Genomic DNA, 22,853 nt, shown 5'->3' with positions numbered 1-22,853 from the left:
GCCTCTCCCGGACGACATTCCACAAAGAACGCAGCACAAAGACCCCCATGGGGGTCTTTTATGTTTTGCCAAGCGCGGTTGAGGCCGGCGCACGCAGACAATCGGCAGGGGTGCCGGGCATGGGGTCAGACGTAAGTCCGCTTGCCCGCCTCGTCCGTCGTGCCAATCGGCAGGGGTGCCGGGCATGGCGTCAGACACAAAAAATGAGGTTCAACGTGGGTTTGAAGTGCCAATCGGCAGGGGTGCCGGGCATGGCGTCAGACCCATGGAAAAACTGATCGCTGCCGCCAGGTGCCAATCGGCAGGGGTGCCGGGCATGGCGTCAGACCGAAGCCGAGATCGGCGGGCCTGAGAAAGGTGCCAATCGGCAGGGGTGCCGGGCATGGCGTCAGACGATGGCCGCCGCCGTGATCAGCCGTGCGGTGCCAATCGGCAGGGGTGCCGGGCATGGCGTCAGACTCGGCGTGGTGCGCGATGCGACCAAAGAGTGCCAATCGGCAGGGGTGCCGGGCATGGCGTCAGACCGCCCGAACAGCTGACCGCCCGCGAGGTGTGCCAATCGGCAGGGGTGCCGGGCATGGCGTCAGACTTTACGGCTCCTTCGTCAACCAGGAGGGAGTGCCAATCGGCAGGGGTGCCGGGCATGGCGTCAGACCCTTTCTGTGCGGTCCGTCGCCGAACTGGGTGCCAATCGGCAGGGGTGCCGGGCATGGCGTCAGACTATTCCCGATGCATAAGGGAGGGCTGCTCAGTGCCAATCGGCAGGGGTGCCGGGCATGGCGTCAGACGTATCTGCTGTTCGGCTGCGGCATGATCGGTGCCAATCGGCAGGGGTGCCGGGCATGGCGTCAGACTGTGCCTTTGGAAAGCATTGGTCAAGTGATTGTTTTATGGCATATTTCCACAGGGTCCGGGTTTATCTGTGATCAGAATGAAACATGGCTTCAAATCCGTCCGGTAACATACCATCATATAAGAATTATCAGCACTCCACAGGGTCCGGTAATGTCGATGTTCCATCAAGCCACTTCGGTTGCCGCGCTGGGCGAAGCCTGGCTGCGGACGCAGCGCAACGGCGGCGGACCGGGCGGCGACGGCGAATCGCTGTCAGACTTCGCGCGGGAGGCGGACTTCCGGCTTGCCCGGCTGTCCCATGAATTGCAGGCGGGCATGTATCGCCCCGGTCCGCTGCGCCGCCTTCAGGTGCCCAAGCGGCGCGGCGGCGGGATGCGCACCCTCTCCATCCCCTGTGTGGTGGACCGTGTCGCCCAGCGGGCCGCCGCCTCGGTCCTGTCGGCCGTGCTCGAGCCGCAGTTCGAAGAGGCCAGCTTTGGCTACCGCCCCGGCCGGTCCGTCGCGCAGGCGGTGGCGCGGGTGGATGTCTTGCGGCGGCAGGGCTATCGCTATGTTGTCGATGCCGACATCCGCGCCTTTTTTGACAACGTGCCCCACGCCCCGCTGGCCGCACGGCTGTCCGCTTCGGGGATCGAGGGCAGGCTGGTCGATCTGGTGGGGCAGTGGCTGGACAGTTTCGGGCCTGGCGGCGTCGGCTTGGCGCAGGGTTCGCCGGTCTCGCCGGTGCTGGCCAACCTGCATCTTGACGCGCTGGACGAGGCCTTTGGGCCAAAGGGCAATGTGCGCCTTGTCCGCTTTGCCGATGACTTCGTGCTGCTGACCCGCAGCCGCCCGGGTGCCGAGGGGGCGCTGGCGCGCGCACAGGCGGTGTTGGCAGAGGGCGGGCTGGAGCTTAACCTGCAGAAGACGCGGATCGTGCCCTATGAAGAGGCCTTGCGCTTTCTGGGGCATCTTTTTGTGCGCGGCATGGTGCTGCAAAGCAGCGAAGAGCCGGAAGAACCGCCCCGCCCGCTCCTCAGCTACGCCGGGACGCCTGAGGCCGAGGAGGAGGCGGGGGCTATGCAGGCGCTATCGCCGCTGGCACCAGTCCCGATCAAGGAGCCCGAGCCGGTTCGACTGCACGAAGGTCCCGGCCCCGATCTGCCCGGGGATGAGGATTTGGCGACCGGCGCGGTGCCGCTTTACCTCTTCGAGCCGGGCTATCGCCTTGTCGCCGACCGTGAGGGCTTTGCCGTCTTGGCCCGTGGCCGCCCACGCCTGCGGCTGCCCGCGGCGATGGTTGCCCGGATCGACCTTGGCGCCGAAGTCGAGGCCGAGGATGCGGCGCTGCGGCTTGCGGCGGCCCATGGCATTCCGGTCGCGCTGCTGAACGAGGCGGGATTGCCGCAATCGGTGCTGATGCCCGCGCTGCATGACGATGCCGCGCTGCATCTGGCGCAGGCGGCACTGGCGCTGACCCCGGCGCTGGCGCTGCCGCAGGCCCGGCTTCTGGTGGGCGCGCGCATCCGCAACGGGCAGGCGCTGCTCAAGCGGCTGAACCGGCGGCGCGCGCTGCCCCTGGTCGAGGCCGCCTGCGAGGAGATGAAGCGCGACTGGCTCAAGGCCGAGGGCGCGCGCGATGCCGACCGCCTGCGCGCCGCCGAGGCCGAGGCAGCGCGCAGCTATTGGCCCGCGCTGTCGGCCTGCCTGGAACATGGGTTCGCGCTGCCCTCGCGCCGAGACCCGACACGGGCGACGCCGGTGAATGCGGTGCTCGACTACACCGCCTCGCTGCTGACGCGCGACATGCGTGCTGCCGTGCTGCGGGCGCGGCTGCATCCGGGCTTTGGCCTGCTGCATGCCACGGGCGACGGGCGCGATGCCTGCGTCTATGACCTGATCGAGCCGTTCCGGGCGCCGCTGGCCGAGGGGCTGGCGGTGTACCTCTTCAATAACCGCATCCTGCGTGCGGATGACTTCACCGCAGAGCCCGCCCCCTCTGGGCGGCGTCATGGTATCCGCCTGTTGCCGGGCGCGGGGCGCAAACTGGTGCAAGCTTGGGAGTCGTGGATTGCCCGGCCGATCCTTGATCCGGCCACCGGCGACCGCTGCACCTGGCGGCGGCTTTTGCTGCTGGAAAGCCAGCGCTTTGCCAAGGCCGCGATGGCGCGCGAGGCTTGGCAGCCTTACCGGATGAAGCATTAGAGATGAAAGCCTGACCCATGTCCGACCGTCCGCAATTGCGTGTCATTGTCTACGACATTGCCGACAACCGGCGGCGGCGCAAGGTGGCGGCCACGCTGGAGAAGCGCGCGGCGCGGGTGCAGGAAAGCGTGTTCGAGGCGCGGCTGAGCCGCGCGCAGCTGGCCCGCCTGCATCAGCGGCTGAAGGCCCATCTGGCCGAAGATGATTCGCTGCGGATCTACACGATTCCCGACGCCGCACTGCCGCGCTGCCATGTCGAGGGCGGGCCGCTTCTGGCCGATGGCGCGCGCTACTGGCTGTTCTAGCGTGGTGGAGGGCCGAGCCTGCGGATTTTCGGTAACCCTGTGGAGTGCGGATTCTCTGGCTTTGGCAATTGGTTGTCGCCAAATCCTTAGACGACTGTAACAATAGAGGCCATATAGACGTCCACCCTGTGGAAACCTGCCAAAAAACATTCGCTTGACCAATGCTTTCCAGAGGCACAGTCTGGCCCCATGCCCGGCGTCCCTGCCGATTGGCACACGTCAACCACCCGCAAAGAGGCGGTTATGGTCTGGCCCCATGCCCGGCGTCCCTGCCGATTGGCACTTTTGGCCAGGTTTGAAGTTACCGATAGGTCTGGCCCCATGCCCGGCGTCCCTGCCGATTGGCACGCGGATTATTCCGCCCACTTCAGGAAGAGTCTGGCCCCATGCCCGGCGTCCCTGCCGATTGGCACCGACCTTGCTTGTCATAGGCGCAATTCCTGTCTGGCCCCATGCCCGGCGTCCCTGCCGATTGGCACTATCCCCACGCGGGGGTGTTGAAACGGGTGGGTCTGGCCCCATGCCCGGCGCCCCTGCCGATTGGCACCGGGTCTTGCAGTCAGGTTTGCGGCTCTGGCGCGGGTTGGTCAGCCCAATGCAGCCAGAGCAGCCGCCTCATCCAGCGGCCGGGCCAGCCCCCAGAAGCCGCGCAGGGGCAGGGCGCCGCCGCGCCAGCCGCCGGGAAAGGCGGCATCCAGCCGCGCAATTCGCGCGCCCGCGCCAAAGAACTGCGTGCTGGCGGGCGACAGCAGCAGCAGGTCGCGCCCATCCCCCGCCAGCGCCAGCGGATCGGCCACCGTGGCGCTGCGCCCGTGGTTCAGGCGGATCACCCAGAGCGTGCCCTCCAGCGCCGGGCGCCGCGCCGCCAGCGCCCGCAGTCCCTCGGCCTCTTCCTGCGCCGTGATGCCCTGCGCCGCGCGGTCGGCGGCGCGGATGCGGCGGATCTCGTCATCTGTCGCGCCCACTGCCCGCATTCCGGCGACATGGCCGCTATCATTGGCCGCCACCAGCGCCATTTCGCGCGTCCACTCGGCGCCGGGCAGCGCCAGCAGGTCAAACACCTGCCGAAGCGCGGGGGGCTCGGCGCAGCGGGGGCCGTGGTGGTCGATCTCGATGGTGCCCCGCGGCAGCGGCATGTCTGCCGTCAGTTCGACCAGAACCGGCACCTCGCCCCGTGCCGCCGCCGCGGCAATCTGCCCCCCGTAGTCCGAGGCCTGCGCCCCCCAAGCCAGCCCAGCATCTGCCACCTGCACAATGCGTACGTCGCCCCCCGCCTGCCTTTCGCGCAGCAGGGCGGCGATGGTCACCATCTCCAGATCGCGCCCGCCAAGGAAAAAAGCGTAGCGGGTCATCCGAAGGGCCAGGAAAAGACGAGGCCTGCCAGCAGAAAGACCGAGAGTGCCCAAAAGAAGACTTGTTCGAGAAACGTCTCTGATCGGCGGGGACCGACGCCACGTCCGGGATCGGACTTCTGACGGAACCGGAGAAACGTCAGTCCGCAGAAACTTCCAAAGGCTAGGCCCAGCAGGAAAACCCCCAGATGTCGCAAGAACATCGAAGGGCAGCCCGTGCCCAGAACACGGCACATCAGCCCGCCCTTTGCGCTCTCGCCCAGCAGCAGGTCTGCGGTGCCCAGAATGTTCATCGAGAAGAACCCCATGACCAGTGCTACGATCAGGCCGACGCTGGCGATGATGTTCAGCCGCTCACCCGCCTCTGTCGCATGTTCGGATTCGCGCATCGACAGGAAGGCGACGGCCGTCTGCAACTCGTTCTGGACATCGTCGAAAATCTCGTCCAGCGCCATCCGGCTGCGAAGCTGGGCGAACATCTCGCCTGCCTGAAGCTGTCCGGAAATTCCGGTGAAGCGGAAGCGGTGGACATAGTGCAGGAAGTCGCGCTCGATGTTCTGCAGGCGGTCCGAAAGGTCTGCCTCGGCCTGTGCCTTGCGGTCGCCCTTCGTGCGGTCAAAGTCATAGTCCTCAACCGCGCGTGAAATGCGCGAGGACAGCGACAGCAGCGTCGCCTTGTCGACCACAGCCAGCAGGAACATCTGGTAGTAATGGCGCTGCATGTGCATCGCGATCACGTCGGAATACCGGTTCTGGTGGGTGACAGCCGTCAGCGCGTAATCGCACATCAGATAGCGGGCAGGCGCGTCGGTGCTGGCATCGTGTTTGCGATGGTAGCGGTCATAGCAGTGATCGTCGAAAGACTTGCGCAGGAACGCTTCGGCATAGGCAAAGGGATCGGTGCCTGGCCCGTCGACAAAGGCAAGCCGCATCCAGTCGCCATCGGTCAGCGCATAATAGCTGAGCCTGTCAGGCAGAATGATCGTCGTCAGGATCGGCAGCCGGTCATCCGCGAAATGCCGCCAGTGAAAGTCGCTGCCCTTGTCGGGCATCAGCGGCATTGTCGGGGTGTCGTCCTTCTCGGTCGGCCCGTTGAGCAACCACTGCCAATGCGCCAGCGGCAGCACGCGCCGTGCGCCCGGTTTCGCATCGGCGAATTGCTTCAAGATGTCGGAGGGTTTTGTCCACACGACACCGGGGTCTTCGTCGGCGGCACCCTCGTCAAGTACAAAGGTCTGGGTATGACCATTTCTCAGCTTCCAGACCAATTTCCGCGGCAGTCCGCCGCCCGCCCCACCATCATCGTCGAAAAAGGGGATATGCGACCGGCGGAACCGTTCATTGAAGGCCATGGCCCTCGCGAGGGTAAGCCTGGGAACCGTATCTGCGACCGATACCTGCAGGGCCAGCACAGCCACGCCTGGTGCAAGAAGGTAGAGATTGACCCGCTCTACCGCGAGCGCGACAGAGAAATCGGAGAACTCGCAAGTCAGCTCGGAAATGTCTTTTCGTTCAAGCAACAGCAGAGGATGCTGGCTATCGGGTGTCGAAGTCGAACCGAAAAGCGCACGCTGCACGAAGTCATGGAAATAGACGAACTCGCCGTAACGCTCCTTCGCAGAGCCATCCGGATTGCCCTCACCTTCAGGCAGCTTTGATTTCGGCAAGTGCAGCAGGGTGTCCTCTACCGGATTCCACAATCCGCTTTCCTTCACCATTTTCTTGAACTGGGCTTGCAGGAACTTTTCGGATCCCTCCGCCTGAGGACCTGACCCTGGTCCCCGGTCCAGCGTAAGAGGCCAGAAAAAGCAGGTCCGCAGCTTTGATACGTGTCCGTTGCTCACGACCTGATCCATGCGAAACTCTCTGATACCCTGCCTGATCACAGCTTTAGCTGCCGCTGGTCACGTTTCAAGTTGCCAGTTTATGGCGGGCATTTCCTGCGGTCTCAGGCCGCTTCCAACTCCGCCAGCATCGCCTCTGCCTGCGCCAGAACGCCCCGTACTGCGGCATCTTCAAGGTCGGGTGGATAGCCGTACTTCCGAAGGATACGCTTCACGAGAACGCGCAATCTTGCCCGGGCACTGTCGCGGTGCGCCCAGTCAATGCTGACGTTTGCCTTCAGTCCCTTCAGGAGTTCATGCGCGATGATCTTCAGTTGGTCATTGCCGAGGATGTCGACGGCACTCTGATTGTCTGCCAGCGCGTCGTAGAAGGCTATTTCCTCGGTCGTCAGGCCAGTTTCCTCTCCACGGTTTCGGGCTTTACGGACTTCCCTGGCCAGCGCAATCAATTCTTGAAGCACCTCGACCGTGCTGATGGCGTTGGTGTGATACCGCGAAATCGCCTCTTCCAGCAGTTCCGAGAACTTCCGGGTTTCGATGACGTTCGACTTACTGCGCGACCTGATCTCGTCGTTCAATAGCTTCTTCAGGGCTTCGAGGGCGAGGTTCTTCTTCTCCATCTGCCCGACTTCGGCCAGGAACTCGTCTGACAGAATGGAAATGTCTGGCGACGAAAGCCCGGCGGCTGACAAGATGTCGACGATCTCTGTTGATGCGACAGCGCCATTCACGATCTGGCGGATGACCAAATCGCGGTCGGCAGCCGATCGCCCCGAAGTATCGGCAGCCTTGACCATGGCGGCGCGCACCGTCTGGAAGAACCCGACCTCGTCGCGGACCTCGCGGGCGGCATCGCTGGCCGAGCATAGCGCAAAAGCCTTTGACAGAGCCAGAACTGCGTCCTGATAACGCCGGTGCGCCGCCTTCTCGGCTTCCTGGTCCGTTTCGCGCCGGGCAGCCTCGTCCTGTTTCGCGAGTACCCAGTCAAGTGCCTCTGCCAGCGCGACGAGCCGTTGGTGCGGGGTGCCGGTCAGCCCTTTGGAATAGTCGAATCCATGGAACATGGCGCGCACGACATCCAAGCGTTCCAGAAGTGCGGCCACGGCTTCGGCCTCGTCGATCCCAGCCTGTTCCTGGTCCGACTTCGAATACTGGCCCAGCGCAGACTTCAGGTTCTGGGCGATGCCGATATAATCGACGATCAGCCCTGCAGGCTTGTCACGGAACACCCGGTTCACCCGCGCGATGGCTTGCATCAGCCCGTGCCCGCGCATTGGCTTGTCGATGTACATGGTGTGCATCGAGGGGCTGTCGAAGCCGGTCAGCCACATGTCCCGCACAATCACCAGCTTGAGCGGGTCTTTTGGATCCTTCGCACGCTTGGCGAGCAGGTCACGCCGCGCCTTGCCGCCGATATGCGGCTGCCAGGCTTCCGGGTCCGAGGCAGAGCCGGTCATGACGATCTTCACCAGCCCGGCACCATCGTCGTCGGAATGCCAATCGGGGCGCAGCGCCACGATCTGGTTATAGAGGTCGACGCAGATGCGGCGGCTCATGCAGACCACCATCGCCTTGCCATCCATCGCCTGCACCCGCGCCTCAAAATGGGCGACGAGGTCTTCGGCAACCATTTGCAGTCGCTTCTCGGCTCCGACCAGCGCCTCGACGGTGGACCACTTGCGCTTAAGCCGTTCCTGTTCGCTGACCGCCTCGTCCTCGGTCAGTTCCTCGATTTCGGCGTCGACCTTGGGTTTTTCGGCGTCAGGCAGCTCGATACGCGCCAACCGGCTTTCATAGTAGATCGGCACCGTCGCCCCATCCTCGACAGCGCGGCTGATGTCGTAGACGTCGATGTAGTGGCCGAACACGGCTGGCGTGTTTACATCGTCCTGCTCAATCGGCGTGCCGGTGAAGCCGATGAAAGACGCGTTGGGCAGCGCATCGCGCAGATGCTTTGCGAAGCCATAGGCGATCTCGCCGGTCTTCTCGATCCGGGCCTTGAACCCGTATTGGCTGCGGTGGGCTTCGTCTGCGATCACCACCACGTTCCGCCGATCCGTCAGCAGCGGATAGGCCTCGCCCTTCTCCGGCGCGAATTTCTGAATTGTGGTGAACACCACACCGCCCGAGGCGCGCGACAGCGCCTTTTGAAGATCCTCTCGGCAGTCGGCCTGAACCGGCGTCTGGCGGATCAGGTCGCGGCACATCGAGAACGTGCCGAAGAGCTGGTCGTCCAGGTCGTTGCGGTCGGTGATGACGACAATGGTCGGATTTTCCATTGCCGGTTCGCGCACCAGCTGCCCGGCATAGAAGGCCATCAGCAGGCTCTTGCCCGACCCCTGCGTATGCCAGATCACCCCAACCTTGCGGTCGCCCCCAGAACGGCTGGCGTCCACCGTGCTGGCCACGGCCCGTTTTACGGCGTGGAACTGATGATAGCCCGCGATGATCTTGGCGATGCCGCCCGCCGCGTCGCCGAACACCGTGAAGTCCTGCATCAGCGACAAGAGGCGCGGCCGCGCGAAGACCCCGTCGATCAGCACCGACATTTCCGGCGCGCCCTTGGGCGCCACATCGGCGCCATCGGTCGTGCGCCACGGCATGAAGCGTTCCAGATCGGCGGTCAGCGAGCCGATGCGCGCATTCACCCCGTCGGTCGTGACCAGCACGGCATTGGCGCGGAACAGCGACGGGATCTGCGCCTTGTAGGTCTGCAACTGGTTGAACGCCGCGCCGAGGGTCGCATTCTCCGCCCCCGGCTTCTTCACCTCGATCACGCCAACCGGCAGGCCGTTCAGGAACACAACCACATCCGGACGCCGGTTGTTGCCGTTCTCGATCACCGTGAACTGCGCGATGGCCAGCCAGTCGTTCTGCCGGTCGTCCGGGTCCACCAGCCGCACAGAATCGCCGCGGATCGAGCCATCCTCGGCCCGGTATTCCACCGGCACGCCTTCGACCATGAACCGATGCAGACGGCGGTTCTCCTCGATCAGCGAGGGGCGGTCCGAGGCCACCACCCGCCGCAAGGCATCGTCGCGGGCATCCTCGGGGATTTGCGGGTTCAGCCGGGCCATCGCCGCGCGCAGCCGGGCGGCAAGCAGGGTGTCGGAATAGGCCCCGCGCTCGGGCGCGCTGCCGTCGGGGCCTGACACCCTGTCGTTCAGGCAGGCATAGCCCAGCCGCCCGAGGTGATCGAGCAGGATGCCTTCAACTGCTGCTTCGGTCAGGGTGGGCATGCGCAGCCCTTACCGGAAGAACCGCTGCAACAGGTCCGCCTCCTGATCGGTGATCCGGGCAACCTTGTTGTGGGCCTGCCGATAGAGCTTGCGGGCCAGGCCGACGATTGGTGTGTCCTGCGCGCTGTCCCGATGCGGCGCGATCTCGTTGAGTCCGAAGTTGCCGGAATTGACGCGCTGATCGACGCGGACGGTGACCACCGGCTTTGGACCGTCAGGGTCAATCGCCGTGACGGTTCCCTTGCCCCACAAGCCGACGCCGCCCTGCGTTTCGGATGACCACAGGAAAACCCCCGAGCCAACGCGAATGTCCTGTCCGCCGTACATCGGGCGTTCCTCGATGCGGACATGCGCATCGGCTGGCGAAGCGATCGGAGCGGTCTTGGCGATGAATGGCATGGGCAGTCTCCCTGTTTCAGATCGTGGTTTCGAGCAGACGCTCGGCCTCGGCCACCCGCACCTCCCCCGACATCAGACGCGGCAGCAGGAGGTCGCGGGTCTGGGCGAGGGTGCGGGATGCCAGTTCGTTGCCGACAATGCGGGCGATTAGCGGGGCTACGACTTCGCCCAACCGCGCGATCACATGGTCTGGGGGGCAAATTGTCTTAGCAGCCTTCAGATGCCCTCTCTGAATATGCCCCATCGTCGTTGCCTTTGAAGCCGCAATGACCTGAAAGTCATCCAGATGATGCTGCACCCATTCGCTGTAGAACCACGCCGGGTAGCGGTCAGAGGTGACCTTGAACAGGTGCTGGTTCAATGCCCCTTCGCCCCCTGTCCAGAACTTCGCAAGCAGACTGCCTGACCACGAAAACAGGAAGTCGCGATCTTGCACGACATACTGCGGCGGCACCTTGCGCGAGGCCCGGTTCGAATTGGCAGTAACACCGTTCCGCAACTCGGCAATCTTGATGACCGCAAGGCTATCGGTATCGCTTTCGGCGGGGAACTTCTGCAAGGCAAGGCCGTTCAGGAAATCGGCGATCTGGTCGAGCGGCTTCTCCGCCCACCCCTCCGGCTTGCCGTCGTCGTCCAGACGGGCAGGGAAGAGGGGCCAGAGGTCGGGGGAGAGGTAGGGGGCGCGGGCTTCCATCTTGGCGCGGGTGGGGCCGAAATCGACGAACCAGTCGCGGAACAGCGCCCGCGCCATGGCCTCCAGCGTGGCGTTCATCTTCCGGTTCAACTCGATCTTGTCATCCAGCGCCCCGAGGGTGGCCGCGATTGCGCGTTGTTCCAACGGTGTCGGCGCGGTGACAGGAATGCTCGATAGGATTTGCTGATTCAGCAGGGGTTGACCAGATCCAGCACGCAAATTGTTCAGCCCTAAGGTGCCTAGCAGGAAGAAGATATAGCGAGGATCGTTGTCGTTTTTGGTAACCGCCTTGATAGCGTTGTCCGTTACCCAACAGTCCGTTTTCGCAAGATAGATCGAACCGCAGTATGTACCGACCCTACCGACAACAATTGTTCCCGCGGCTGCATTTTTTTTATCACTCGCGCCAATAATTCCGTTTGACCCATACACAGGAAAAGGAAGGCCTGCCTCTCGGTCAGGGCTGGACCTCCCATTTGAAAAAGAAAGCAATTCTCAAAGTTTGGTTTGCTGCCACCCGCCGCTCACAACCCAACCCCCGCTAGCCGCGCCCGGATCGTCGCCGTCAGCGCCTCGGCCTCGGCGAACTGCGCCTCCAGTTGCTCCTGCAAAGCTGCGAAACGCTCGGTAAAGGGCGTCTCGTCCTCCTCCGCCGCCTCGGCCCCCACATAGCGGCCGGGGGTCAGGACGTGGCCGTGGGACCGGATTTCCTCAAGGTTCGCCGACTTGCAGAAGCCCGGCAGGTCGGCATAGCCCTCGCCCAGACGCCAGGCGTGGTAGGTGTCCGCGATCCGGGCGATGTCGGCATCGGAGAACTCTTTCCGGGTGCGGTCCACCATGAAGCCCAGCTTGCGGGCGTCGATGAACAGCACCTCGCCGCGCCGGTCGCGCAGTTTGCGGTCGCGCGCGATGCCGTTCGACTTGTCCTTCGCCAGAAACCACAGGCAGGCCGGGATCTGGGTCGAATAGAACAGCTGCCCCGGCAGGGCGATCATGCAATCCACCACTTCGCCCTCGATCATCGCGCGGCGCATCTCGCCCTCGCCCGACTGGGTCGAGGACATGGAGCCATTGGCCAGCACCACCCCCGCCGTGCCGGTGGGCGACAGGTGGTGCAGGATGTGCTGAAGCCAGGCGAAGTTGGCGTTGCCCGTAGGGGGGATGCCGTAGCGCCAGCGCGCATCCTCGCGCAGCCGCTCACCGCCCCAATCCGAGATGTTGAAGGGCGGGTTGGCCAGGATCACATCGGCGCGCAGGTCGGGCAGTTCGTTATTGTGGAAGGTGCCTTCCGAGTTCCATTTGATGTCGGCGTCAATGCCGCGCACGGCCAGGTTCATCTTGCATAGCCGCCAAGTGGTGTAGTTACTCTCCTGCCCATAGATGGCGATGTCGCCCAGACGGCCGCCATGCGCCTCGACGAACTTTTCCGACTGCACGAACATGCCGCCCGAGCCGCAGCAGGGGTCATAGACGCGGCCTTTGTAGGGCTCCAGCATCTCGACCATCGTGCGGACGACCGAGCGGGGGGTGTAGAACTCGCCCCCGCGCTTGCCTTCGCTGCCTGCGAACTGGCCGAGGAAGTATTCGTAGACCCGGCCCAGCAGGTCGCGCGCCTTGTCCTTGCCCTCACCCAGCGCGATGCCCGAGATCAGGTCGATCAGCTCGCCCAGCATGACGGCGTTCAGGGCAGGACGGCCATAGTCCTTGGGCAGGACGCCCTTGAGCGATGGGTTGACCTTCTCGATGGCGATCATCGCCTCGTCGATCAGGCGGCCGATGGTCGGCTGTTTGGCGCTGGCCTGCAAATGCGACCAGCGCGCCTCGGGCGGCACCCAGAAGATGTTGTCGGCAAGGTACGCGTCGGGGTCTTCCGCATCCTCGGGGTATTCCGCCAAAAGTTCGGCGTGCTTGGCCTCGAACCCGTCCGAGATATGCTTGAGGAAGATCAGGCCAAGGGCGACATGCTTGTAATCCGACGGCTCCATGTTGCCGCGCAACTTGTCGGCGGTCTTGAAGAGCGAGGCTTCAAGCCCAAGATCGGGGGCGTTGTCGGTTGAACCCATAGTGCCATCTCGTTGCAGATCAATTCTGCTCGGAGGGTATGGCAGTCAGGCGGCAGAAGCCAGCATTGTCCTGCGGAATGTCCGAGCTGCGCGCGGTGCGAGGGGCAGGCGCTCGGATGGCGGGCGGTGCGGGTTGCAGCGAGACTCCGAAGGTGGATCAAAGGGTGGACAGCAGTCAGTGGCGGCTGATCATCCATTTGAATTTAATACATTTTCGAAGATTAAATGGTGCTGCAAGAGAGGATTGAACTCTCGACCTCTCCCTTACCAAGGGAGTGCTCTACCACTGAGCTACTGCAGCGCCGGTTGCTTGCGGCGGGTTCGCCGTTTGCGTGGCGGGTGATTAGACGCATTCCTTGCGGGGTGCAAGAGCAAAACCGCCGCCGCTCTGGACGCTTTTTCGCGGCTGCGGTAAGAGGGGCGCCATGCAGGACAAGACCGGCCCTTCCCAAGCCAAGACCCCCAAACCGGCCAGCGCTGCCGAGACGCGCGAGGCGCGGCTGAAGGCGGCGCTCAAGGCCAATATGGGGCGGCGCAAGGCGCAGGCCCGCGCCCGCAACGACAGTGCCGACGGCGACAACGACAACGATAAAGGCGAGTGAGCAGATGGATTCGATTCTGGTAAAGGGCAACGGCGCGCTGAACGGGCAAATCCCGATTGCGGGGGCGAAGAATGCTTGCCTCACGCTGATGCCGGCCACGCTGCTGAGTGAAGAGCCGCTGACGCTGACCAATGCGCCGCGTCTGTCGGATATCCGCACCATGACGCAGCTTTTGCAAAGTCTGGGGGTGGAGGTCAGCCCGTTGCAGGCGGGCAAGGTCATCACCATGTCCAGCCATGCCGAGATCAACCCGCTGGCCGATTATGAGATCGTGCGCAAGATGCGGGCCTCGAATCTGGTGCTGGGCCCACTTCTGGCGCGGCTGGGCCATGCGGTGGTCTCGCTGCCGGGGGGCTGCGCCATCGGTGCCCGTCCGATGGATATTCACATCGACGCGCTGACGGCGCTGGGCGCCGAGATTGACCTGCGCGACGGCTATCTGCACGCCGTGGCGCGGGGCGGGCTCAAGGGTGCGGTGCATGAGATGCGCCTTGCAAGTGTCGGTGCCACCGAGAATTTCGTGATGGCTGCGACGCTGGCCAAGGGCAATTCGGTTCTGAAAAACGCCGCGCGCGAGCCGGAGATCGTCGATCTGGTGGCCTGCCTGCGCAAGATGGGCGCGCAGATCGAGGGCGAGGGCACCAGCACCATCACCATTCAGGGCGTGGACCGGCTGCATGGCGCCACCCATCCGGTGGTGACCGACCGGATCGAACTGGGCACTTATATGCTGGCCCCGGCGATCTGCGGCGGCGAGGTGGAATTGCTGGGCGGGCGGCTGCATCTGGTCGGCGCCTTTGCCGAAAAGCTGGATGAAGCGGGCGTTGCGGTGGTGGAAACCGAGCGCGGGCTGAAGGTCAGCCGCAAGAATGGCCGGGTGCAGGCGGTCAATGTCACGACCGAACCCTTCCCGGGCTTTCCCACCGACCTTCAGGCGCAGATGATGGCGCTTCTCTGCACCGCCAACGGGGTTTCGGTGCTGGAGGAAAAGATCTTCGAGAACCGCTTCATGCACGCGCCGGAACTCATCCGCATGGGCGCCCGGATTGATGTCCATGGCGGCACCGCCACCGTGACCGGGGTGGAGAAGCTGAAAGGGGCGCGGGTGATGGCGACCGACCTGCGCGCCTCGGTCAGCCTGATTCTGGCGGCGCTGGCGGCCGAGGGCGAAACCGTGGTCAGCCGGGTCTATCACCTTGACCGCGGCTATGAGCGGGTCGAGGAAAAGCTGTCGGCCTGCGGCGCCCTGATCGAACGGATTTCGGCATGAGCGACGCGCGGTTCGAGGATGGTGACGAGGCGCCGCTGCGGCTGATCGCGCGCGACGGCGCCGGTCTGGCCGTGCTGGCCGCGCTGGTGCAGGATGCCGTGCTGCCGGCCAGCGAGATGACTTTTTCCCGCCCGCGCCGCCGCTTCGCCCTGATGCTGAACCGTTTCCGCTGGGAGGATGAGGCGGCAGGCCAATCTGCCCGCCGCCCCTATGAGCGGGTGAAATCCCTGCTGGTGGTGGATGAGGTTCTGGCCGTCCGCACGCAAGGCATCGGGCGCGATGCCGATACGGTGCTGTCGCTTTTGGACATTGCCTTTGACGGGCCGCAGGACGGGGCAGGGCGGCTGACCCTGACCTTTGCCGGCGATGGCGCGCTGGAACTGGCGGTCGAGGCGCTGGAGGTGACATTGCGCGATGTGAGCCAGCCCTATGTCGCCCCTTCGGGCAAGGCGCCATCGCACGAGTGACTTGACCGGGGCAGCCTTCCGGCCTTCCATAAGGCGGGCAACAGGAAGGGATATGCCATGGCGACCCCCAAGAACACCATCTGCCTGTGGTATGAGAGCGGGGCCGAGGATGCGGCCCGTTTCTATGCCGAAACGTTCCCCGACAGCGCGGTGACAGGGGTGTTCCACGCCCCGACCGATTTTCCCTCGGGCAAGGCGGGCGATGTGCTGACGGTGACCTTTACCGTCGCGGGCGTCCCCTGCATGGGGTTGAACGGCGGCCCGACCTTTGCCCAGAGCGAGGCGTTTTCTTTCCAGATCGCCACCGAGGATCAGGCCGAAACCGACCGCTACTGGAATGCCATCGTGGGCAATGGCGGGCAGGAGAGCGCCTGCGGTTGGTGCAAAGACCGCTGGGGCCTGTCGTGGCAGATCACGCCGCGGGTGCTGACCGAGGCATTGGCGCAGGGCGGTGACGTGGCGCAGCGCGCCTTTGCGGCGATGATGCAGATGGGCAAGATCGACGTGGCCGCAATCGAGGCGGCGGTTCGCGGCTGAATGCCGCGCATCATTTCCCGCGACAAGGCCGCCGCTTTGCGCCATGCTGGTGCCATGGCCCGGGCCCTTGGCGGCACCGATTTTGCCGCCCCCGCCCGGACCCCGGTCTGGCGAGAGGAGGCTCAACATGGCCCGGAATCCCGAAAGCACCCCATCCAGCCGCTGCGCGGCCCTTGTGGGGCCGCAAGGCAGCGGCAAGACAACGCTGTTTGAAGACCTGCTCTTTGCCGCAGGCGCCATCCCCCGGCGCGGCACTGCGCGCGAGGGAAACACGGTGGGCGACAATGCGCCCGAAGCGCGGGCGCGTGCCATGTCCACCGAAAGCACGCTGGCCAGTTTCACCTATCTGGACGAAGGCTGGAGCCTGATCGACTGCCCCGGCTCGGTCGAACTGGCGCAAGAGGCGCAGGCGGCCATGGTGGTTGCCGATATCGTGGTGGTGGTCACGGAACCCAGCCCCGAGCGTGCGGTTTCGGTTTCGGCGATCCTGAAATTCCTCGATGACCGGGCGATCCCGCATCTGCTTTACATCAACAAGATGGATCAGCCCGAAGCCTCGGTCCGCGCGACGTTCCATGCGCTGCAGGCGGTGTCGGCGCGTCCGCTTGTCCTGCGGGAAATCCCGATGCGCGACGCGGGCGGCAAGATCACCGGCCATGTCGATCTGGTCAGCGAACGGGCGTGGAAATGGAACCCGCACAAACCCTCGGACCTGATTGCCCTGCCCGATGGCCTGCGCGGCGATGAGGCGGCGGCGCGCGGCACCCTGCTGGAGACTTTGGCCGATTTCGATGACGGGCTGATGGCAGAGCTTCTGGAGGATGTGGTGCCGCCGACCGGCGAGGTTTACGACAATCTGGTGCGCGATCTGGCCGCCGATCTGATCGTGCCTGTGTTCTTCGGTTCGGCCGAGAATGAAAACGGCATCATCCGCCTGCTCAAGGTGCTGCGGCACGAGGCGCCGGCACCCGAGGCGACCGCGGCCCGGCTGGGCTTGCCTGCGGATGGGCCGCTGGTGCAGGTGTTCCGCACGCAATGGGCCGGGCAATCGGGCAAGCTTTCCCATGCGCGGGTTTGGCGCGGGCCGCTGCGCGACGGGGCCACGCTGGGCCGCGACCGGGTTGGCGGCATTCATGCCCTGATGGGGCGGCGCAGCACCGCCCGGCCGCAGGCGCAAACCGGCGAAGTGGTGGCCCTGTCGCGTCTGGCCGAGGCGCGGACCGGCGACCTGCTGACCAGCGCGGGCAAGCTGGCCGCCGACTGGCCCGCCCCGCCGCCCGCCGTCTATGCCCTTGCCATCCGGGCCGAGCGGCAGGCCGATGAGGTGAAACTCGCCTCCGCCCTGCAACGGATTGCCGAGGAAGACCCTTCGGTCATCGCAGCCCATAATGCCGAAACCGGCGAGATGATCCTGTCAGGGCAGGGCGAGACGCAGTTGCAACTGGTGCTGGCCCGGCTGAAATCCGATTACGGGCTGGCGGTGGCACGGGCGCAACCGGCGCTGCCCTATCGTGAGACGATCACCAAACCCGCCACCATCCACGCCCGGCATAAAAAGCAATCCGGCGGCCACGGCGAATTTGCCGACGTTCATCTGGATATCCGCCCGCAGCCGCGCGGCGCCGGTTTCGCCTTTGACGACCGGATCACCGGCGGCGTGGTGCCCAAGCAATATATCCCGGCGGTGCAAAAGGGGGTGGAGGGCTTTCTTGCCAAGGGGCCGCTGGGCTATCCGATGGTCGATGTCGCGGTGACGCTGACCGATGGCAGCTTTCACCCGGTGGACAGTTCCGACATGGCCTTCCAGAAGGCGGGTGCCAAAGCGCTGGCCGAGGCGATGCCCGCCTGCGGCCCGGTCCTGCTTGAGCCGGTGTTGCAGGTGGCGCTGGCCGTGCCGTCCGAGTTCACGCCGCGCGTACAGCGCATCGTCACCGGGCGGCGCGGGCAACTCCTTGGCTTTGACGCCCGCGCCGGATGGCCCGGCTGGGACGAGGTGCAGGCCCTGATCCCGCAGGCCGAAACGCAGGATCTGATCACCGAACTGCGGGCGGCTTCGCTGGGGGTGGGCAGCTATACCGCAGGCTTCGCCCATTTGCAGGATTGCACCGGGCGCGAGGCGGAAAAGGCGCTGGCGCGGGTTTAACCCGCCACGGCAGGATGGTGCGTGGTTTTCGGCGGCTTGGGCCAGTAGGTCCGGGCCGCCGCCAGCGCGAATTGCAGCGCAAGGCCGCCGCCGATCATCAGGCTGTCCAGCAGGATATTCTGCCCCGTCGTGTTCTTGATCGCCTGCAACGCAAGGCACAGCACCGAGCCGAGCGCAAAAACCGGCAGCGCCTGACGGCCGAGCAGGGCAAAGGGCGCCGCCGCCCGGCTGCCGCAGGCCGCCCGCACCGCCGGGAAGGCCGACAGCACATAGGCCAGTGCCAGAATGTGCAACAGCCGCGGCGCGGTGACAAAGGTCTTGTCGAACGAGGTCAGGTTCCACGGCATCCCGGCATCCGCGGCCAGCCAGAGGCCATAGCCCACCGCCCCGGCCAAGGGCTTGACCCAGACCATCACGCAGGCGAAGGCCAGAAAGGCGATGCAGGTCCAGACCAGCCAGCGCCAGACCGGCACCAGCCGCTTGCCGCCCCTGATCCCGACCCCGGTCACCAGCCCGATCACGAAGATCAACTGCCAAGTCAGCGGGTTGAAGAACCAGCCCCCCGGGATTGGCATATTCGGCAGGTTCCAGCGGAACACCCCGGCAAAGAACCACAAGAGGACCGATCCGGCCAGAAGCTCTGCCGGGCGCCGCCATGCCAGCCACAGCACCGGCGGCGAGACCAGAAGCAGCACCAGATAGAGCGGCAGGATATTCAGATAGCCCAGCTGATGCGTCAGCAGCGGAATGCCGACGAAGGTCTTCACCGGCTGGGTGAAAAGGTATTTCATCAGGTTCTGAGTCAGCGGCGCCGGATCGCCCAGCCAGAGCGTGACCGCCGCCACCGCGCCAAGGCCCGCGGCGGTGGTCACCAGATGCACCATGTAGAGCGTCCAGACCCGCCGCCAGACCCGCGCCAGCCCGGTCCAGATCCGGCCGGGCAGGTTGAAATCCATGCTGTAGGCCAGCCCGGCGGCAATGCCCGACATCAGCACAAACCCCTCTGCCGCATCGGAAAAACCGAAATTGCGCGAGGTCAGGTTCTCATAGATGTTGCCCGGCACATGGTTGATGAAGATCATCACCAGACAAAGGCCGCGAAACACGTCCAGCCGCGGATCGCGGATCGAGGGCGCCCTTGCGGGCAGGGTCGTCTCAGGCATGGGTCACCGCCGGGCCGGGCATGTCCCGGTCTTGAACCGGGGTCTCCATGCCCTGCCAGCGCGACAGGATCAAGTCCTGCAATGCCATGACCGGCGCGGGTTGCCATTCGGTGGGCGTCAGGAAAACGCCCGGGCGGCTTGCCCGCGACGACCATGCGATGATCAGCGGCGCCGCCAGCATCGGCAGCGTCACCGGCAAGAGCCAGGGCACCAGCACCGGCGACAGCCATTGCGTCGCGGCAATCGTCAGCGCGCCCGTGGTCACGATCCAGTGGCTGGCCGCCCAGGCGTCGGACAGGCTCAGACTGCCGTCGCCGCGTGTCTGCGCCGGCCAGCCGCCATCGGCCCCGCGCAGCACCTGACTGACCGAGCGGGTCTGATACATCAGAAAAATCGGCGCGATCAGCGAGGAAAAGACCAGTTCCGCCAGAACCGAGGCCAGCGCCCGCAGCCCTCCGCCGAACCCCGCCACCCGGCCCCGCAGCGCGGCATCCAGCAGGATCAGCAGTTTCGGCACGAACAAGAGCCCGAACACCCCCACCGCCAGCCCCAGCGCCTTGGACGCCTGACTGACCGGCAGAACGGGGAAGGGCCAGAACTCGACCGGAAAGTAATCCGGCGGCGGCGCGAACAGCGGCGCCGCGATCGAGGCCAGAATGAAGCCCAGCCAGAACACCGGCGCGATATAGGCCAGAATGCCTTGCAGGAAGACGAACCGGCTCCACGGTTTCAGCCCCGGCGCCGCCAGCAGCCGCGAATGCTGCAGGTTGCCCTGACACCAGCGGCGGTCGCGCTTGGCATGATCCACGATATTGCCCGGCGCCTCTTCATAGCTGCCCGCGATGTCGTCATCGACCCGCACCTGCCAGCCCGCCCGTGCCAGAAGCGCCGCCTCGACATAATCATGGCTCAGGATATGGCCGCCGAACGGTGGCTTGCCTGCCAGTTCCGGCATCCCGCAGCTTTCGGCAAAGGCGCGGGTGCGCACGATGGCATTGTGCCCCCAGAACGGCCCGGTGTGGCCCTGCATCATCGCAAGGCCCCGCGCGAAGATCGGGGAATAGAAGGTGCCCGCGAATTGCATCGCCCGGCCAAAGCGCGACTGCGCGCGGATGATCACCGGCAAGGTCTGCAAGAGGCCAAGCCCCGGCGCCGCCTGCATCCGCCGCACCATTTCCACGAGGGTTTCGCCCTCGATCAGGCTGTCGGCGTCAAGGATGACCGAAAATTCATAGGCCGCCCCCGAACGCTTGATGAAATCCTCGATGTTGCCGGCCTTGCGGCCCTTGTTCGACAGGCGGCGGCGGTAGAAAATCCGCCCCTCGCCGCCGGTTTCCTCCAAGAGGCGCAGGAACCAATGCCGCTCACGCGCGGCAATCGCCTCGTCCCGGGTGTCCGAGAGAATGGCGAAATGGAACTGCGCCGCTTGTCCCGCCGCCTTGAGCGAGGCATCCATCGCCGCAATCCGGGCAAAGGTGGCCACAGGGTCTTCGTTATAGACCGGCACCAGAATGGCGGTGACGCCCCGCAACGACCCGGTATCGCGCGGCACCGCAGGCGGCCGTGTCGTCAGCCCCGCCAGCGCCTGCACCGCGCCCCATGCCAGCCAGAAGGTCGAGGCAAAGATCAGCGCCGAGCGCACGATATCCATGGCGTCCATGCCATCGGCAGCGCCGAATTGCAGGAAAAGCAGAAAGCCGCCCCAAGCGGCGGCCAGACTCAGGGCAAGTGTGACGGTCCGGGTCAGCAGCACCCGAACCTCCGGCTGCGTCCCGCCGGAGGGCGGCGCGGGCATGGCTTAATGCCCGGCCTTCGGCGCCTGCGCGCCCAGCCGCAGAAGGCTGGCGAAAAAGCCGGGCGTTGCCCGCTCGATCACCTGCAACGGCATGGCCAGCGGCGCTTCGGGCAGGGCGCCCAGACGGGCCACAAGGGCATCCAGATCATGGCTGTGACGGTCCGAACGGTCGGTCATTTGGCGTTGATCCACTGATAAAGCCAGGTTTCGGTCAATTTGCGGTCATAGCCCGCGACATGGGCCCCCATCTCGACGATGGCGCCATTGGCGGCCTGCGCCTCGATCACCAGCCGCCAGATGTCGGTGCTGTCGATCTTTTGCAGCGTGGTGCCCAGCAACTCGCCGCCGGTCAGGGTGACCTTGGGTTCCACCGTCGCCTTGGGGTCCAGCGCGGCCAGCATCCCGCCCTTGAAGTCGATCACGAATTTGCGGGTTCCGGTGACGGTTTCCGCCCCCGAAAAGCCGCCATGGCCCGAACGGGTTTCATGGACATAGGCCAAGGGTTCGGCATCGTCATGCGGCAGGTCGCCCCAGGACAGCCGATAGGCGAATTCGCGTGCGTCGCCGGCCTTGGCCGGGGCCTCGGGCACCCAATAGGCGACGATGTTGTCATTGCCCTCAAGGTCGGACGGAATCTCGACCAGACGGACATTGCCCTTGCCCCAGTCGCCCAGCGGCTTGACGTTGAGCGAAGGGCGGCGTTCGTAATGCGCCCCGGTGTCCTGATAGTTCTGGAAGTCGCGGTCGCGCTGATACAGGCCGAACGAGTCCGGTGCGGTTTCGGCAAAATAGCTGCCGGTCAGTTGCGGCGGGTTGTTCAGCGGCCGCCAGATCACATCGCCGCCCGCGCGCACGATGCGCAGACCTTCGCTGTCATGCACGTTCGGGCGGTAATCGTCGAACTCGGCCCGGTTCTTTTCCGAGAAGAGGAACATCGAGGTCAGCGGTGCCACGCCCAGCTCTGCCACATCCTGCCGGAAGTAAAGCCGCGCGGTGACATCCATCGTGGTCGCTTCGCCGGGGGTGATGACGAAACGGTAGGCGCCGGTGACCGACGGCCCTTCCAGCGTGGCGTAAACGGTGACCGAGGTGCTGCCGACCGGCCCGCGCTCGGTATAGAACCGCGAGAAGCGCGGGAATTCCTCGCCCTGGGCCGTGGCGGTGTTCAGCGCAAGGCCCCGCGCCGACAGCCCATAGGCCGAATTGCGGCCAAGCGCCCGGAAATAGCTGGCGCCGACAAAGGCCACCAGCTCGTCGAACTTGTCCAGCCGGTTCAGCGGCGTGTTCAGCCGGATGCCCGCCACGCCGGGCAGGCTGCCATGTTCGGGCACCTTCTTGGCCAGATCGCCGAGATATTCGAAATCATCGGTGGTAAAGCGCATTTCGGTGGCCATGCCCTCGGCCACTTCGAAAATCCGCACCGGCTCGGGGAAAAGCCAGCCCATGTGGAAGGCCGCCAGACGGAACTGGCTGCCGGCGTCGTTCCAGCGGGTATGGTCGTCGCGGAACTTGATCAGCCGGTAGTCGTCATAGTTCAGATCGCCAAGGAAGCCTTCGGGCGCCGGGGCGGTGGTGTGGGGCTGGGCGGCCAGCCGGCGCATCTCTTCGGCCAGACCGTCAAAGCTGAATTGCTGCGCTGCCGCATCGGCGGGCGTGGCGGCGGGCGCTGCCGCCGGATCGGCGGTCTGGGCCCAGACCGGACGCAGCGGCGCGATCAGCGACAGGGCCGCGGCTGCACCAAGCAGGCGGCGGCGTGAAGGAGAGGCGGGGCTGGACGAGGATTTCGGCATGAAGGTCTGTAACCCAAAGGTTTTCCACGTCAGGATATGACGCATTTCGCGCCGCATATAGGTCAGACAAGAGGACAACCGCAAGGACGGTTCAAGCGCCCGTGATGCCGCAGGCGCAAAATTGCCGCATGTGCAGCATCCGCCTGCCCGA

General features: G+C 65.1%; 17 protein-coding genes, 1 tRNA gene and 2 CRISPR repeat arrays. Of the genes, 7 read left to right on the top strand and 11 right to left on the bottom strand.

Annotated elements, in window-relative coordinates:
- Positions 1 to 94 precede the first annotated feature (94 nt).
- A CRISPR array of direct repeats spans positions 95 to 854; the repeat unit is 37 nt; unit sequence GTGCCAATCGGCAGGGGTGCCGGGCATGGCGTCAGAC.
- Positions 855 to 1,005: 151 nt separating this feature from the next.
- Positions 1,006 to 3,039, top strand: coding sequence for a CRISPR-associated endonuclease Cas1 (gene cas1 / locus HS053_RS08565; protein WP_174210802.1), 2,034 nt, complete (start codon positions 1,006 to 1,008; stop codon positions 3,037 to 3,039).
- A 17-nt stretch (positions 3,040 to 3,056) separates the two neighbouring features.
- Positions 3,057 to 3,344: a CRISPR-associated endonuclease Cas2 gene (gene cas2, locus HS053_RS08560; RefSeq protein WP_174210801.1), complete on the top strand. Its 288-nt coding sequence runs from the start codon at positions 3,057 to 3,059 to the stop codon at positions 3,342 to 3,344.
- A 179-nt stretch (positions 3,345 to 3,523) separates the two neighbouring features.
- Positions 3,524 to 3,891: a CRISPR direct-repeat array (repeat unit 37 nt; unit sequence GTCTGGCCCCATGCCCGGCGTCCCTGCCGATTGGCAC).
- A gap of 40 nt (positions 3,892 to 3,931) precedes the next feature.
- On the opposite strand, the gene HS053_RS08555 is transcribed toward cas2, so the two are convergent.
- The 7 genes from HS053_RS08555 to HS053_RS08525 form a co-directional block, all read right to left on the bottom strand.
- Positions 3,932 to 4,696: a hypothetical protein gene (locus HS053_RS08555; protein ID WP_174210800.1), complete on the bottom strand. Its 765-nt coding sequence runs from the start codon at positions 4,694 to 4,696 to the stop codon at positions 3,932 to 3,934.
- Entirely contained in the window at positions 4,693 to 6,552 is a 1,860-nt protein-coding gene (locus tag HS053_RS08550; RefSeq protein WP_174210799.1) for a hypothetical protein, read from the bottom strand. The genes HS053_RS08555 and HS053_RS08550 overlap by 4 nt, the downstream gene beginning before the upstream one ends.
- 92 nt (positions 6,553 to 6,644) lie before the next feature.
- Complete coding sequence (locus tag HS053_RS08545; RefSeq protein WP_174210798.1) at positions 6,645 to 9,779, bottom strand: type I restriction endonuclease subunit R; 3,135 nt, start codon at positions 9,777 to 9,779, stop codon at positions 6,645 to 6,647.
- 9 nt (positions 9,780 to 9,788) lie between these two features.
- Positions 9,789 to 10,178, bottom strand: a complete 390-nt coding sequence (locus HS053_RS08540; RefSeq protein WP_174210797.1) for a hypothetical protein — start codon at positions 10,176 to 10,178, stop codon at positions 9,789 to 9,791.
- 16 nt (positions 10,179 to 10,194) lie between these two features.
- A complete protein-coding gene (locus HS053_RS08535; RefSeq protein WP_174210796.1) occupies positions 10,195 to 11,304 on the bottom strand; it encodes a restriction endonuclease subunit S in 1,110 nt (369 codons plus the stop codon).
- A 92-nt stretch (positions 11,305 to 11,396) separates the two neighbouring features.
- A complete protein-coding gene (locus HS053_RS08530) occupies positions 11,397 to 12,935 on the bottom strand; it encodes a class I SAM-dependent DNA methyltransferase (RefSeq protein WP_174210795.1) in 1,539 nt (512 codons plus the stop codon).
- A gap of 226 nt (positions 12,936 to 13,161) precedes the next feature.
- Positions 13,162 to 13,236 (bottom strand) — tRNA-Thr (locus tag HS053_RS08525).
- A 124-nt stretch (positions 13,237 to 13,360) separates the two neighbouring features.
- Here HS053_RS08525 and HS053_RS08520 point away from each other — a divergent pair.
- From HS053_RS08520 to HS053_RS08500, 5 genes are all read left to right on the top strand, one after another.
- Entirely contained in the window at positions 13,361 to 13,537 is a 177-nt protein-coding gene (locus HS053_RS08520; protein WP_174210794.1) for a hypothetical protein, read from the top strand.
- 4 nt (positions 13,538 to 13,541) lie between these two features.
- Positions 13,542 to 14,807, top strand: coding sequence for a UDP-N-acetylglucosamine 1-carboxyvinyltransferase (murA, locus tag HS053_RS08515; RefSeq protein WP_174210793.1), 1,266 nt, complete (start codon positions 13,542 to 13,544; stop codon positions 14,805 to 14,807).
- Complete coding sequence (locus tag HS053_RS08510; protein WP_174210792.1) at positions 14,804 to 15,274, top strand: DUF2948 family protein; 471 nt, start codon at positions 14,804 to 14,806, stop codon at positions 15,272 to 15,274. Before murA ends, HS053_RS08510 begins: the two co-directional genes overlap by 4 nt.
- Positions 15,275 to 15,331: 57 nt before the next feature.
- On the top strand, positions 15,332 to 15,811 hold the full coding sequence (locus HS053_RS08505; protein WP_174210791.1) for a VOC family protein: 480 nt from the start codon (positions 15,332 to 15,334) through the stop codon (positions 15,809 to 15,811).
- Positions 15,812 to 15,938: 127 nt separating this feature from the next.
- A complete protein-coding gene (locus HS053_RS08500; protein WP_174210790.1) occupies positions 15,939 to 17,954 on the top strand; it encodes an elongation factor G in 2,016 nt (671 codons plus the stop codon).
- Here HS053_RS08500 and HS053_RS08495 read toward each other — a convergent pair.
- From HS053_RS08495 to HS053_RS08480, 4 genes are read right to left on the bottom strand one after another with little or no spacing between them, the layout of a single operon-like run.
- The gene (locus HS053_RS08495; RefSeq protein ID WP_174210789.1) at positions 17,951 to 19,117 is read right to left on the bottom strand and encodes an OpgC family protein; all 1,167 of its coding nucleotides are present in this window, start codon (positions 19,115 to 19,117) and stop codon (positions 17,951 to 17,953) included. The genes HS053_RS08500 and HS053_RS08495 overlap by 4 nt on opposite strands.
- Complete coding sequence (gene mdoH / locus HS053_RS08490) at positions 19,110 to 20,912, bottom strand: glucans biosynthesis glucosyltransferase MdoH (RefSeq protein ID WP_174210788.1); 1,803 nt, start codon at positions 20,910 to 20,912, stop codon at positions 19,110 to 19,112. Before mdoH ends, HS053_RS08495 begins: the two co-directional genes overlap by 8 nt.
- A gap of 3 nt (positions 20,913 to 20,915) precedes the next feature.
- Positions 20,916 to 21,089, bottom strand: coding sequence for a hypothetical protein (locus HS053_RS08485; RefSeq protein ID WP_174210787.1), 174 nt, complete (start codon positions 21,087 to 21,089; stop codon positions 20,916 to 20,918).
- Positions 21,086 to 22,702, bottom strand: coding sequence for a glucan biosynthesis protein (locus tag HS053_RS08480; protein ID WP_174210886.1), 1,617 nt, complete (start codon positions 22,700 to 22,702; stop codon positions 21,086 to 21,088). Before HS053_RS08480 ends, HS053_RS08485 begins: the two co-directional genes overlap by 4 nt.
- Positions 22,703 to 22,853: the final 151 nt, after the last annotated feature.

This window comes from Tabrizicola fusiformis (assembly GCF_013328815.1).
Lineage (GTDB): Bacteria > Pseudomonadota > Alphaproteobacteria > Rhodobacterales > Rhodobacteraceae > Fuscibacter.
The sequence above is the reverse complement of the archived record's forward strand: the minus strand, read 5'-3'. Positions and strand labels throughout refer to the sequence as shown.

Bases quoted from the DNA above. Each gene is read 5' to 3' on its own strand.
- cas1 (WP_174210802.1), top strand. From the start codon at position 1,006: ATGTCGATGTTCCATCAAGCCACTTCGGTTGCCGCGCTGGGCGAAGCC.
- cas2 (WP_174210801.1), top strand. From the start codon at position 3,057: ATGTCCGACCGTCCGCAATTGCGTGTCATTGTCTACGACATTGCCGAC.
- HS053_RS08555 (WP_174210800.1), bottom strand. From the start codon at position 4,696: ATGACCCGCTACGCTTTTTTCCTTGGCGGGCGCGATCTGGAGATGGTG.
- HS053_RS08550 (WP_174210799.1), bottom strand. From the start codon at position 6,552: ATGGATCAGGTCGTGAGCAACGGACACGTATCAAAGCTGCGGACCTGC.
- HS053_RS08545 (WP_174210798.1), bottom strand. From the start codon at position 9,779: ATGCCCACCCTGACCGAAGCAGCAGTTGAAGGCATCCTGCTCGATCAC.
- HS053_RS08540 (WP_174210797.1), bottom strand. From the start codon at position 10,178: ATGCCATTCATCGCCAAGACCGCTCCGATCGCTTCGCCAGCCGATGCG.
- HS053_RS08530 (WP_174210795.1), bottom strand. From the start codon at position 12,935: ATGGGTTCAACCGACAACGCCCCCGATCTTGGGCTTGAAGCCTCGCTC.
- HS053_RS08520 (WP_174210794.1), top strand. From the start codon at position 13,361: ATGCAGGACAAGACCGGCCCTTCCCAAGCCAAGACCCCCAAACCGGCC.
- murA (WP_174210793.1), top strand. From the start codon at position 13,542: ATGGATTCGATTCTGGTAAAGGGCAACGGCGCGCTGAACGGGCAAATC.
- HS053_RS08510 (WP_174210792.1), top strand. From the start codon at position 14,804: ATGAGCGACGCGCGGTTCGAGGATGGTGACGAGGCGCCGCTGCGGCTG.
- HS053_RS08505 (WP_174210791.1), top strand. From the start codon at position 15,332: ATGGCGACCCCCAAGAACACCATCTGCCTGTGGTATGAGAGCGGGGCC.
- HS053_RS08500 (WP_174210790.1), top strand. From the start codon at position 15,939: ATGGCCCGGAATCCCGAAAGCACCCCATCCAGCCGCTGCGCGGCCCTT.
- HS053_RS08495 (WP_174210789.1), bottom strand. From the start codon at position 19,117: ATGCCTGAGACGACCCTGCCCGCAAGGGCGCCCTCGATCCGCGATCCG.
- mdoH (WP_174210788.1), bottom strand. From the start codon at position 20,912: ATGCCCGCGCCGCCCTCCGGCGGGACGCAGCCGGAGGTTCGGGTGCTG.
- HS053_RS08485 (WP_174210787.1), bottom strand. From the start codon at position 21,089: ATGACCGACCGTTCGGACCGTCACAGCCATGATCTGGATGCCCTTGTG.
- HS053_RS08480 (WP_174210886.1), bottom strand. From the start codon at position 22,702: ATGCCGAAATCCTCGTCCAGCCCCGCCTCTCCTTCACGCCGCCGCCTG.